This is a genomic window from Bradyrhizobium sp. SZCCHNRI1029 (assembly GCF_032487555.1).
Classification (GTDB): Bacteria; Pseudomonadota; Alphaproteobacteria; order Rhizobiales; family Xanthobacteraceae; genus Bradyrhizobium.
In genome coordinates this window covers 77817-89898 of the sequence record NZ_JAUEUK010000013.1, presented here as the reverse complement: position 1 = coordinate 89898, position 12082 = coordinate 77817, and the positions used below count along the sequence as shown (strand labels likewise).

Sequence of the window (12082 nt, the reverse complement as noted above, 5' to 3'; positions counted from 1 at the left end):
GTCAGGTATCCCGTAGCTTGGCCGTGAGGCTTGCGAGCGCCCGGTGCAGCGCCACCCGCACCGCGCCCTCGCTCATGGAGAACTTCTCCGCGGTCTGCTTGATCGAGGCAGCCTCGACTGCGATCGACTGCAGCACGTCGCGCTGACGCTGCGGCAGGGTCTTCAGCTGCGCCTCGACCTCGCCGGCCGAGACGGTGGGCGCCGGCGGCTCGTCGGCCAGCGTCTCCGAGAAATCGTCGATGTCGACGAACACCCGCCGGCCGCGCCGGCGCAGCATGTCGATCAGCTTGTTGCGCGCGATCGCGAACAGCCAGGGCGCGAACGGCGCGTCGACGTCCCAGGTGTGCCGCTTGAGATGAACCGCCAACAGAATTTCCTGCACGATGTCCTCGGCCTGGTCGGGGGGCTGACCGGCGCGCGCCAGCCCGCGCCGTGATGCTGCGCGCAACACCGGCGTGATCGCCCTCAGCAGGCGATGATAGGCCTCGTCGTCACCGGCGACGGCCTGGCGCATCCAGCCCGTCCACTCGTCGTCACGCTCGCGCAACTCCGCTCCACCCCCAGCAATTCGCCCGAATCGTCAGCTTGTTACTCTCGCGACATCCTGATCACTAATTCGTGATGCGGACATTGGCCTCGGAACCATCCGAGTTACGCCACACCGAGAGCACGCCACCGGGCAAGTCTTGGAACCGCTCCATAGCACCGAATCGAAAGGTGCATGATCAGGTTTAATGGGCCGCGCCGCAAAGTGCGGCGCCGCCCAGCTTTTGCCGTGAGCGGCAGGAAGATACCCATTTTCTGCCCCGTTCTCGACATCTGTCGGGGTCTCACTCCGGCCTGGGCTGGCGGGATGGGGAGAGAGCCGACGATGACGATCCAAGCCAGTGGACGTTCAGCATTGATCATTGCCGCCGCGTTCGTTCTGGGCCTCGTTGGCACTGGATTCGCCCGCGCGGCCGAACAGCAGAGCTACAGTCCGTTCTTGCCGGTAGGCTCCGAGAGCGCTCCGGCGGCGAAGCAGGACGGATTCCCGGCGCCGATGCCGGTCGAAGCCCAGGCTCAGGCCGCACCCGCGGCGGAATCGGCCGACGCCGCGCCGAGCGATGCGCCAGCGGCCTCGGACGTCACCGTGAACATGGTCACGGTCAGCAATGACGACAGCTCCGGCTGGGACAAGGCCTCGATCATCGGCAAGATCTTCATCGCCTGCGGCACCCTGCTCACCCTGGGCTCGGCGGCACGGATGTTCATGATCTGAGGCGCCGCGCGGCGCCGCACCTACTTGATGCGCATCGATCCAGCGGGCACATTGCCCGCTGTTTTGATTTCTCGGGGTGGGATCATGAGCGTTTACGAGCACATCATCGTCGAAGGCAAAGGCGCGGTCGGAATCATCACCCTGAACCGGCCGAAGATGCTCAACGCGCTATCGTTCGGCGTCTTCCGCGAGATCGCCGCCGCCGTGGATGATCTCGAGGCCGACGACGCCATCGGCTGCATCGTGATCACCGGCAGCGAGAAGGCGTTCGCCGCGGGCGCCGACATCAAGGAGATGCAGCCCAAGAGCTTCATCGACATGTTCTCGAGCGACTTCACCGCGATCGGCGGCGACCGCGTCGCGCGCTGCCGCAAGCCGACGATTGCGGCGGTCGCCGGCTACGCGCTCGGCGGCGGCTGCGAGCTCGCGATGATGTGCGACTTCATCATCGCTGCCGACACCGCGAAATTCGGCCAGCCCGAGATCACGCTCGGCACCATTCCGGGCATCGGCGGCACCCAGCGCCTGACGCGCGCGATCGGCAAGGCCAAGGCGATGGACCTCTGCCTCACCGGCCGCATGATGGATGCGGCCGAGGCCGAACGCTCCGGCCTCGTCAGCCGCATCGTGCCGGCCGACAGGCTGATCGATGAGGTGATGGCTGCGGCCGAGAAGATCGCATCGATGTCGCGCCCGGCAGCGGCGATGGCCAAGGAGGCCGTCAACCGCGCCTTCGAGACCCCGCTGTCCGAAGGCATGAATGTCGAGCGCAACCTGTTCCACGCCACCTTCGCGCTCGAAGACCGCGCCGAGGGCATGGCTGCGTTCATCGAGAAGCGCAAGCCGGTGAACAAGAACCGCTGAGATTGCTGCGGGTCACTCGCAGCTGAACGAATCGATCTGCCTCTCATGTCGACGGGTGCACCTCACCCGCTTACCAAGCGCGTATCCGCGCGCCGGGCCGCAGCACCGCGGCAAACGGTCTGTGGCGAGCACGCCACAACAAACCATGGAAAAGCCCGCCGGATTCCACATCGGCGGTTTGTGTGTGGCCGCCATCCGCCCTAAACAGGTAAACAACTGGTTAAGACAGTGAGACGCGGCGGAGTCGGATGGTGGGTCGAGCCAAAGAATTTGGCGTCGGCAAGATGCGTGTGCGAAGGATCGGCCTCGGCCTGACCCTCGCGGGCAGCCTTGTCGTCGTGTGCTCGCCCGCGCGCGCCGAGGATCTCGCCGCCGCGCTCGCGAAAGCCTATCAGACCAATCCGGCGCTGAATGCGGAGCGCGCGCGCCAGCGCGCCACCGACGAGAACGTGCCGCAGGCGCTCGCCGGCTATCGTCCGCAACTGATCGCGAGCCTCGGCGCCGGCCTGCAGGCGGTGCGCAATCTGCTGCCCAACAACACGATCCAGACCGCGACATTGAAGCCCTGGACCATCGGCGTCACCGTTACGCAGACGCTGTTCAACGGCTTCCGGACCGCCAACAGCGTCCGCATGGCCGAGCTGCAGGTGCAGTCGGGCCGCGAGGCGCTGCGCAATGTCGGCCAGGGCGTGCTGCTCGACGCCGTCACCGCCTACACCAACGTGCTCGCCAACCAGTCGCTGGTCGAGGCACAGCGCTCCAACGTCGCCTTCCTGCGCGAGACGCTCTCGGTCACGCAGCGCCGTCTCAATGCCGGCGACGTCACGCCGACCGACGCCTCGCAGGCCGAGGCGCGGCTGTCGCGCGGGCTGTCCGATCTCAACGCCGCCGAGGTCAACCTCGCCATCAGCCAGGCGACCTATGCCCAGGTCATCGGCATGGCGCCGGGCCAGCTGCGCGCGGCCGACCCGATCGATCGCCTGCTGCCGCGCAGCCGCGAGGACGCGATCGCGCTCGGCAACAAGGAAAATCCGGCCGTGGCCGCGGCGAGCTTCGACGTCGACGTGGCCTCGACCTCGATCAAGGTCGCCGAGGGCGCGCTGCTGCCGAGCGTGACCCTGCAGGGCGGTGTCAGCCGCAGCCGCGATTCGGATCAGACGCTGGGCACCTTCGGCACCGACCAGGCCTCGATCGTCGGCAGCATCACCGCGCCGATCTATGACGGCGGCACGGCGGCGTCGCAGACCCGCCAGAGCAAGGAGCTCGCGGCGCAGAGCCGCCTCGTGCTCGACCAGGTCCGCAACCAGGCGCGAACTGCGGTGGTCAGCGCCTGGGTTGCCAACGAGGGTGCCAAGGTCGCCGTCAGCGCCTCCGAGGCCGAGGTGAAGGCCGCCACCATCGCGCTGCAAGGCGTGTCGCGCGAGGCCCAGGGCGGCCAGCGCACCACCGTCGACGTGCTCAACTCGCAGGCCGATCTGATCCAGGCCAAGGCACGGCTGATCGGCGCGCAGCGCGACCGCGTCATCGCCTCCTATACGCTGCTCAGCGCGATCGGCCGGCTCGACGTCAAGAACCTCAATCTGAATACGCCGGACTATCTGCCCGAGGTGCACTACCACCAGGTGCGCGACGCCTGGCACGGCCTGCGCACGCCCTCCGGACAGTAGTGCGAGCGGTCATCGCTCAAGGCCGACGACCTTGCTTTGCCGATATTGCCGGATAGTCTGACGCACGACCGACTCCGGGGCTGTCATGACGGCATTGCGTTACCTGTTGCTTGTTCTCGTTCTCATCAGTTCAGGCAGCACCGCCGCGCTGGCGGACAAGCGCGTCGCGCTGATCATCGGCAACTCCGCCTACAAGACTGTCGCCAGGCTATCGAACCCGGCCAACGATGCGAAGCTCGTCGGCGACATGTTCCGCAACGCCGGCTTCGAGCGCGTCGACGTCAGGCTCGATCTCGGCGTGCAGGAGATGCGCCGGGCCTTGCGCGAGTTCGGGGCGCGGGCGCGCGAGGCCGAGGTCGCGGTGATCTACTACGCCGGCCACGGCATCGAGCTCGACGGCACCAACTATCTGATCCCGACCGATGCCGCGCTGGAGGCGGACAGCGACGTTCTCGACGAGGCGATCGCGCTGGAGCGCGTGCTGTTCGCGATCGAGCCGGCCAAGCAGTTGCGCCTCGTCGTGCTCGACGCCTGTCGCGACAATCCGTTCGCCAAGACGATGAAGCGCAGCGTCGCCTCGCGCAGCATCGGACGCGGCCTCGCCAAGGTCGAGCCGTCGAGCCCGAACACGATGATCGCATTCTCGGCCAAGGCCGGGTCGACCGCCGCCGACGGCGACGCCAGCAACAGCCCGTTCGCAACGGCGCTGGTGGCGCATCTGCCAAAGCCCGGCCTCGATCTGCGCCGCGCGTTCGGCTTCGTCCGCGACGACGTGCTGAAGGCGACCGGCTATCGCCAGGAGCCCTATGTCTACGGATCGCTCGGCGGCAACGACGTGGCGCTGGTGCCGGTCGTGCAAGCTCCGAGCGCGGCGGCCGATTCCGACGCGGCGATGCGGCGCGACTACGAGCTCGCCGAGCGCATCGGCAGCGAGGCGGCGTTCGATGCCTTCATCGAGAAGTATCCAAGCGGATTCTACGCCGCGCTCGCCAGGGCGCAGCGCGCCAAGCTCGCGCCCGCGGCAGCCAACGTCGCCGCGCCCGCCACGACCGACGTCACGCGCAGCCCGCCCGAAGCGTCAGGGCAACGTGCGGACAAGCCGCCCGCGGCGTCCGAGCCAGCCAAGCCCGCGATGGTCGCGGCGTTGCCGCCGCCCGCGGACAAGGTCGCGCCGCCGGACCCGGCACGCGAGCTTGCCAGCGAACTGCGGCGCGTCGGCTGCAGCACCTCCGACAGCGACGGCACCTGGGATCTCAACGCGCGCCGGGCGCTGGAGCGCTTCAACAAGCAGGCTGGCACCCGGTTCGATACCAAGCTCGCCAGCCTCGACGCGCTCGACGCCGTCAAGGCGAAGACGGCCCGTGTCTGCCCGGTGCTCTGCCCCAAAGGCCAGCGCGCCGACGGCGATGCTTGCGTCGCTATCGCCTGCCCCGCCGGTCAGGCGCGCGACGGGGATGGCGATTGCGTGAGGCGCAAGGACGAGCCGGTCGCGAAGAAGCCGGACGAGGCGCTCAGGCGCGACGAGCCGGCGCGCAAGAAGGAGCCGGCGGTGGCGGCGCGCTCCGAGCCGGAGCCGAAGCGCGTCAGCGGCGGCGGCCGCTGCACCAGCATCAGCCAGCGCTGCGCGATCGAGATCGGCGGCCGCTGCAATCCCGCCACCGGCCATTGGGAATACGGCCGCAACGGCGCCGGCGGCAACACGATGTCGTTCAACAATTGCATCGGCCGGATGATGGCCGGGCGGCGGTGAGCCGCGTCAGGCAATCACCAAACCGGCAGTTGCCGGATCGAGCCGCCGCACGTCGCGCAGCCGCGGATTGCCCTGCGTCTCGCCCGAGCTTACGCTGCCCGGATGAACGGTGGTCGACATGTCTCAACGGGATCGAGAGTTTTGCAATCAGGCGCTCGCCTATCTGAAGCGCGCGCTTCCGAAGGACGAATCGGATCCGGCGAAGATCGAGCTTTCTCTTGAGGACTCGCCGGTTCTGACCGATCTGAACAATGGGCTGATGGCTGCCTACCTCGTCGACGCGGCTGATCGCTACCAATACGTTCAGAACGGGCATCTGGCCCGCGCTGATCTTACACAAGCCGAGCTGCACCGCCTGGGCGTTGCGAACCTGTTGGCCCTGTTCGAACGGCGATCGCTCCGGATCGAAGCTTTCGGAAACTGCTTCGCGGTCCTGTGCGGCGGCGATTTCGAGGCATCCGCCTTGCTGATTGATACGTTCTGGGACGAAGGGCTGGCTGCTCTCGCCCCAAACGGCTTCATCGCAGCCGTCCCATGTCGCGACATCCTCGCGTTCTGCGACGCTGCGAATCCGTACGGTCTGGAGGAACTGCGTCAGCTCATCGAGCGAGCGCGCAATGCCGACCACCCCATCTCATCAGCGCTCTATCGGCGGAGTGCGGCAGCATGGGAGCTATATCTCGATTGACCGCTCGGCCGGACGCGGCAGGCACAAGGAAGGGACACATGCTGTTCATGGTGATCGAACGTTTCAAGGACCGCGATCCGATTCCGGTCTACCGCCGCGTGCGCGATCCCGGCATCACGTTTCCCGAAGGGCTCAAATATCTCGGCAGCTGGATCGAGCCGAACTTCGACCGCTGCTTCCAGCTGATGGAATGCGACGACGCCCGCCTGCTGCAGCAATGGGTTCTCGCCAACGCCCGCGACACCGGCATGACCTTCGAGATCGTGCCGGTGGTGACCAGCGCGGAGACGCGCGAGGTGGTGGCGCCCTTTTTGGATGAGAATCCACTCGCGGGCGGACGATGCTCGACATCCTGACGCAGGTGCTCGCCGCATGCATCGTCTCCTACGCGATCGCTGTTCTAATGCCGTCGTGGCGGGCGTTGCTCGTGGCGACGCTGATCGTCGTGCTGCTGACTGCGTTCGACGGGATACGGCATTGGTGGTCGCCAGCGTCGGATCGTTGTCACAGCACCTGTACACTCAACGATCTGCTCGCCATTCCGCTGCTGCCGATTGCGAGAGCAGGCTTCTTGACCGGAGCAGCGATCCGCGCACTGACCTTCCTTCCGCATGCCCAAAGACTGTCGTCGCGGGCGATCATCATGATCTTGGTTGCCGGAGGGCCCATCGCCATCGCAATCGTCTTGTTCGCGCCGGATGTTGTTTTCTGGCACCCGCCCCGGCTGGGCTAGGCTCAGTCGATCGACACGGCCCTGCCCGAATTCGCTACCCCTCGAACGAAAACAGCTCGATCGGGTCGCTGAAGCCGCGTACCGGAAATTCGCCGACGCGCTCCAGCGCGAACGGGCCCTCGACGAGCTCGGCAAACGCACGCGACATCAGCACGGGACGGCCGACCTGCTTGGTCAGCGCCTCCATGCGCGAGGCCATGTTGACCGCGGGTCCGATCACCGTGAAATCCAGACGTGTCTGCGAGCCGATGTTGCCGTACATCACGTCACCGACATGGATGCCGATGCCGTAGCGGAGCGGCGCCCGGCCGCTCTCGGCGTTGCGTGCGTTCAGCTCCGCCATCGCCTGCCTGGCGCCAGTCACGGCATGCAGCAGGTTGGCACAGGCTGCGGGCTCGGTGAGCGGAAAGATCGCGAGCAGGCCGTCGCCGATGAACTTCAGGATCTCGCCGCCGTGCTGCGTGATCGGTTCCACCATCGCGTCGAAATAGCCGTTGAGCAGATCGATGACATCGTCGCGCGGCCAGTTGTCGGAGATCCTGGTGAAGTCTCTGAGGTCGCAGATCATGATCGCCGCGCGCACCGTCGTGCCGCTGCCGCGCCGCGTCGCTCCCGCCAGGACCATCTCGGCCGCATGCGGCCCGACATAGGTCTCCAGCAACGTCCGCGCCAGGCGGTTCTTGATGCGAATCTCGCTCACCAGCGCCAGCACCGGCAGCAGCCGCTGCAGCGCGTCGATGTCGGCCTGGTCGAAGCCACCGTGGCGATCGGTCGCGAACGTCACGAAATGCCGCTTGCCGAGCGTGTGATACATCGGCCAGGCGACGTAGTCGGTCAGGCCCTGCGCCCGCATCTCGTCATAGATCGCATGCTGACGGCCGAGCCTGGGATCGCGCGCCAGATCTTCGCGAATCTCCTCGGCACCGCCGTAGATTTCGGCGCCGGGGCTGCCGATGAATTCGGACCGCTCGCGGACGTCGTAGTCGATGCGGGCGATCTCGGCCCCTTGCATGCCGTCGCTCCACAGCATCCGGGCGCCGAGCCATTGCGGATGGTTGATCTGAACGTGCAGCGAGGCGCGCTTGAGCGGAATGCCGGCGCGCTGCAGCCGGATGCACATCTGCGCGAAGATGTTGTCGATGAAGCGCTCGTCGCGGGTGCCGTTGGTGAGCCAGTCCACGACCTCGTCGCCCAGGCGCTGGCCAGGAGCGAGATGGACGTCTGTTGCGGTCATGGCGATCTCCTGGCGGCTCGGCGTCGCGGTCCAGGAGATGTCGTGCCGCAATGCGAAAGAGTCAATCGACGTCATCGCATCGCGGCCCACCCGGACGGGCAGGATGCGCCGGCTCCTCATCGGTTCGGTGAGCCGGGCGCGCCTCGCGCGATGGGGCGGATGCTGCACACCCGCCCCATCGGCTCACATCACAGGATCAGAAGTGCACCACCGTCCGCAGGCCGAGAACCACCGCATTGCCGGTTTTGACACCGGCGCCATTGAAGCCCCGCCCGCCCGGATTGATGACATACTGGGCGTCGAACTTCAGGTTCATCCAGCCGGTCGCCTGCCAGCCATACCAGGCCTCGATCGGCACCTCGTTGCCGCCCGCATTCGGCGTCAGCGCCGCCGAGTTGACATGCGTGGTGCCGACCGCGAAGCCGACCTCGTCGTCGGGACGGAACGAGAAGGTGCCGGTGTGCTTGACGCCCCAGGAGATCTGGTAGTCCTGATACGCGGTGCGGTGATCGGCGACGCTGGTGTTGAGGAAGGTGTACCAGCCCTGCGCCTTGGGACCCTCGACCGTCAACCGCTGCAGGATCGATTCGTAGAAGCCGTAGCGGCCGCGCTGGCTGCTGAGGTTCTGATCGCCGACGCCGGGGCCGCCGGCATACACGCCGGTGATGCCGGGCAGACCGCCGTCGATGGTCGAGGCGCTGTCATACCAGCCGCCGACGCGCCAGGTGCCGTTGAGCGGACCGCTCGGTTCATACACCACCTCGACCGGCACCAAGACGCCTGCGGCCGGATTCGAGCGCGGAATGCCCGGCGCGAGATAGACGCCCGCGTCCGACGTCGTCAGATAGTTCGGATTGGCGTCGTAGACGCCGACCGACAGCTTCCATTCCTTGGTGAAGTTGTAGTGCACGACGCCGGCCCACTGGCTCACCGGCCAGTTGTAGATGTAGCCGCCCTGGATGTTGCCCGGCTGGCCGCCGCAGAAGGTCAGGTTGATGAACTCGCACTGGCCGAAGAAGAAGTCGGAGCCGACCGGCAGCCGGCCGCCCTTGAGCACGAGGCGGTCGTCGAACAGCTTCTGCTGATAGTAGAACTCGGTGAGGCGCAGGATGTTGCCGCGGCCGAACACCTCGTTGGTCAGCTGCAGCGCCGGAATGCCGGCCTCGCTGTTGAGATTCTTGCCGAAGCGATCGACCAGCGTCACGCCGATCATGCCGCCCTGGATGCCGGCGAGCTTGGCCATGTCGAACTTGGCCTCGAACCACAATTGCCCGGCATTGGCCGCGGTGTTGCGCGAGCCACCCGACAGATTGGTGACGGCTTCGTCGCCGAGCGTGAGCGCGAGCGAGATGCCCTGCTCCTTCAGCCTGGTCCGGCCGAGATCGCCGAACAGATACGGCCGCGTCCAGAAATCATCGACACCCGCATAGGGAATCGGCGGCGCCTTCATCGGCAGATCGGCCGCGACCGCACCACCGCCACCCAACAAACAAGACAAAGCAACCCCTACGCCGCACATGCGCGCGGTCGTCGCAAACCCACTCATTTTTCCTGCTCCTCGCAGCGTCCCCAGGCTCTGGATGTTGTTCTGTCGCGCCCGGCCCAGAGCCTCCGTCCCGGCACGCGCTTCCCCACGGCTCAATCCCCGGCCGCCGCCCATTCGAGGGGCGATTTCGTCAACCTGAGATTGGATGGCAATCCTAGCAAGCGCCGAGGCGCCTTTGAATAGTCATATTATATTTGGGAGTCGGTATAACCGTAACTGTGACATGAGCGTCACATGCCGCACTGCGGAATATCTGCTGTTCAGGTCCGACCACGTGAAGCCGTCCGTATGTCGCTACGCTCACGAGCGGCTCGCCTGGAAGCACGATGTCTCCGCGCGTCATTGGAGAGGAGCTGCGAGTTCGAGAGCTCTCGGGCCGAGGCAACTTCCTAGCGAGGCTGCGCATCTTGAACGAGGGCATTCCACTCATCGCGAACGGCGTCCCGAAGCAGACCAGGAGGGATCGCGCCCACGTTCTCTGGCGCAAGATGACTAGGCTGTGGGCTGCATGTCTCGATCAGGAAATTGACGGCATCGTCTGTTGTCTCAACCCCAGCGGCTTTGGCCGTCGGTGCATACGTGCGGACGCAGGCTTTGAGGTTAGAGACCACTTGACGCAGTCTGTCGTTCTCAGCCCGTGCTGATACTAACAGCGCAGCGGCAACAAGCAGCAATGCAATTGCCGTTCTCAAGGCATCGATCCCCATGACATCCAGCCCATCAGAATTGCATCGGCAGTTGTGCGGTTTAAGTGTGTAAACACCAGTTACGCGTCAGCCGAGGGTCAGCCAGCTTCGGGTCAAAAACTGCCTTGTGGCGTCACTGCCAGCTTATTTCCAGTTGCACCCTGATAGCGTAAACTTCCGCCGCGGACCGAAAGGCCCGAGACGGGCCAGAAGCGCCCTTGGTCTCCGGGTGAAGTCGAGGCATGATCCGGCCGTGAGGAACGCGTCGGACTTGCACTTGTCGTTGTGGAAACAGGCGCTCGGCGCCGTGCCGGATCATGTCTGGGATCGGACGAACCTGCAATCGCTCGTGCTGGCCGACAATCGCCTGGTGGAGCTCTCGGACAGGGTCGGCGAGCTGCGCGCCCTGAGAACGCTGGACCTGGGCCATAACCTGTTGCGGCAGATTCCGGCTGCGCTAGGCGAACTCGTCGGCCTGAGCGACTTCCTGTACTTGCACGACAACGCGCTGAAAGAGCTTCCGCCGTCGTTGGGGCGACTTACCCGGCTGCGCTACCTCAACATCAGTGCAAACGAATTCGAGAGGCTGCCCGACGCGGTTACCGAGATGTCGGGACTTCTCGAACTTCGCGTGACCGACAATCGCCTGACGACTCTGCCGACGACCATTTCCAAGCTGACGCGGCTGCGTGAGCTGCATCTCAGGAACAACAGCTTGACCCATTTGCCGGAAGAGATCGGTTCAATGGTGGAGCTGCGGCAGATCGACTTGAGAGGGAACCCTGTCGCCGCATTGCCGGAAGCGCTGCTCAAGCTTCCACGCCTCGAAAAGCTCGATCTGCGCTGGGTGACGACGATTTCCCACCCGGACTGGTTCGCTGAGCTCAAGGAGCGAGGTTGCGCGATTTACCTGTAACGCTTGCGTTTGCAACGTCCGCAACGGTCACAAGCCGCCGTCTCGAACGTTTGAGCGCCAGGGCCATTGTGCCGCAGACGGCCGCCGACTTGCTGCGCCGGGCGAGTCGGAGCGATCGGGCCAAATTCGGTCGTGACCTGTCGTCGTTGATTTGCCCGACGAGCAGCGTCCCGGCCGTTCATGCAACGAAATTGGTCTCGGCCACCCCAAATCGGCCTTTGCCGGAACGGCGCATTTCATCAGCAGCTTCAACGCCATCGCCCGTTTCAAGAGCTTCGTGCAAAAATAAACCACTTCCGAAAATCAGCAAATCATGTCTATTCTCTCCACGTTCCGGTCTGGATGAGGGGCGTACGCGTCGTCACGAAACGTTGGGCCGGCAATGCGGTGGACGTGAGGGCATCAGCGCGCTTCATGCGCGGACGATTGATGCGCTCGCGGACGTGAAGTCGCGTGGTCCTGACACCCCGAAGCTGGTGTCCCCGCGGCGGCGAGCGAGAAGCGCGTCGTCGCGCACGGTGGCCAACAAGCCCGGTGCACCGAGGAGATCGCGTATAAGCGTTAAAACCGCCGCGCAGGGAATGCCGGATGAACCGGCTTTGCCTGTGGTACCTGCCGCCTGCATTTTTTTCCGCAGGCGGGCCATGGGTGAGGCCCTCACCCGGCATTCCCTGCGCCCTCATCACTCTCGAGGGCGGACGTCTTCCGCATCTCCTGGGTGCAATCGCGCCGCGGGA

At 65.6% G+C, this 12082-nt stretch carries 12 protein-coding genes; 8 read left to right on the top strand and 4 right to left on the bottom strand.

What is annotated here, in order from left to right; genetic code table 11:
• Position 1 precedes the first annotated feature (1 nt).
• On the bottom strand, positions 2-547 hold the full coding sequence (locus tag QW861_RS29450; RefSeq protein ID WP_315716082.1) for a sigma-70 family RNA polymerase sigma factor: 546 nt from the start codon (positions 545-547) through the stop codon (positions 2-4).
• Between the two features lie 324 nt (positions 548-871).
• Here QW861_RS29450 and QW861_RS29445 point away from each other — a divergent pair, with 324 nt between their 5' ends.
• The 7 genes from QW861_RS29445 to QW861_RS29415 all read left to right on the top strand — a co-directional run bounded on the left by QW861_RS29445 (position 872) and on the right by QW861_RS29415 (position 6963).
• Positions 872-1261, top strand: coding sequence for a hypothetical protein (locus QW861_RS29445; protein ID WP_315753098.1), 390 nt, complete (start codon positions 872-874; stop codon positions 1259-1261).
• A gap of 84 nt (positions 1262-1345) precedes the next feature.
• The gene (locus tag QW861_RS29440; protein WP_316193828.1) at positions 1346-2125 is read left to right on the top strand and encodes an enoyl-CoA hydratase; all 780 of its coding nucleotides are present in this window, start codon (positions 1346-1348) and stop codon (positions 2123-2125) included.
• 248 nt (positions 2126-2373) lie between these two features.
• Entirely contained in the window at positions 2374-3792 is a 1419-nt protein-coding gene (locus tag QW861_RS29435) for a TolC family outer membrane protein (protein ID WP_315753100.1), read from the top strand.
• An 85-nt stretch (positions 3793-3877) separates the two neighbouring features.
• Positions 3878-5542: a caspase family protein gene (locus QW861_RS29430; protein ID WP_315828240.1), complete on the top strand. Its 1665-nt coding sequence runs from the start codon at positions 3878-3880 to the stop codon at positions 5540-5542.
• Positions 5543-5651: 109 nt separating this feature from the next.
• Entirely contained in the window at positions 5652-6230 is a 579-nt protein-coding gene (locus QW861_RS29425; RefSeq protein ID WP_315828239.1) for a hypothetical protein, read from the top strand.
• 38 nt (positions 6231-6268) lie between these two features.
• Positions 6269-6586, top strand: coding sequence for a DUF3303 domain-containing protein (locus QW861_RS29420; RefSeq protein ID WP_315828238.1), 318 nt, complete (start codon positions 6269-6271; stop codon positions 6584-6586).
• Positions 6571-6963: a hypothetical protein gene (locus QW861_RS29415; RefSeq protein WP_315716076.1), complete on the top strand. Its 393-nt coding sequence runs from the start codon at positions 6571-6573 to the stop codon at positions 6961-6963. Before QW861_RS29420 ends, QW861_RS29415 begins: the two co-directional genes overlap by 16 nt.
• Before the next feature lie 34 nt (positions 6964-6997).
• Here the strand turns inward: QW861_RS29415 and QW861_RS29410 are convergent, their stop codons facing one another.
• Together QW861_RS29410 and QW861_RS29405 are read right to left on the bottom strand one after the other, a co-directional pair.
• Complete coding sequence (locus QW861_RS29410; protein ID WP_315753104.1) at positions 6998-8197, bottom strand: adenylate/guanylate cyclase domain-containing protein; 1200 nt, start codon at positions 8195-8197, stop codon at positions 6998-7000.
• A gap of 196 nt (positions 8198-8393) precedes the next feature.
• Positions 8394-9743, bottom strand: a complete 1350-nt coding sequence (locus QW861_RS29405) for a carbohydrate porin (protein WP_315828237.1) — start codon at positions 9741-9743, stop codon at positions 8394-8396.
• A 963-nt stretch (positions 9744-10706) separates the two neighbouring features.
• On the opposite strand from QW861_RS29405, the gene QW861_RS29400 reads away from it, so the two are divergent.
• A complete protein-coding gene (locus tag QW861_RS29400) occupies positions 10707-11345 on the top strand; it encodes a leucine-rich repeat domain-containing protein (RefSeq protein ID WP_315716071.1) in 639 nt (212 codons plus the stop codon).
• Between the two features lie 178 nt (positions 11346-11523).
• Here the strand turns inward: QW861_RS29400 and QW861_RS29395 are convergent, their stop codons facing one another.
• Entirely contained in the window at positions 11524-11655 is a 132-nt protein-coding gene (locus QW861_RS29395) for a hypothetical protein (protein WP_315828236.1), read from the bottom strand.
• Between the last annotated feature and the right edge of the window lie 427 nt (positions 11656-12082).

Bases quoted from the DNA above. Each gene is read 5' to 3' on its own strand.
- QW861_RS29445 (WP_315753098.1), top strand. From the start codon at position 872: ATGACGATCCAAGCCAGTGGACGTTCAGCATTGATCATTGCCGCCGCG.
- QW861_RS29440 (WP_316193828.1), top strand. From the start codon at position 1,346: ATGAGCGTTTACGAGCACATCATCGTCGAAGGCAAAGGCGCGGTCGGA.
- QW861_RS29435 (WP_315753100.1), top strand. From the start codon at position 2,374: ATGGTGGGTCGAGCCAAAGAATTTGGCGTCGGCAAGATGCGTGTGCGA.
- QW861_RS29430 (WP_315828240.1), top strand. From the start codon at position 3,878: ATGACGGCATTGCGTTACCTGTTGCTTGTTCTCGTTCTCATCAGTTCA.
- QW861_RS29420 (WP_315828238.1), top strand. From the start codon at position 6,269: ATGCTGTTCATGGTGATCGAACGTTTCAAGGACCGCGATCCGATTCCG.
- QW861_RS29415 (WP_315716076.1), top strand. From the start codon at position 6,571: ATGCTCGACATCCTGACGCAGGTGCTCGCCGCATGCATCGTCTCCTAC.
- QW861_RS29410 (WP_315753104.1), bottom strand. From the start codon at position 8,197: ATGACCGCAACAGACGTCCATCTCGCTCCTGGCCAGCGCCTGGGCGAC.
- QW861_RS29405 (WP_315828237.1), bottom strand. From the start codon at position 9,743: ATGAGTGGGTTTGCGACGACCGCGCGCATGTGCGGCGTAGGGGTTGCT.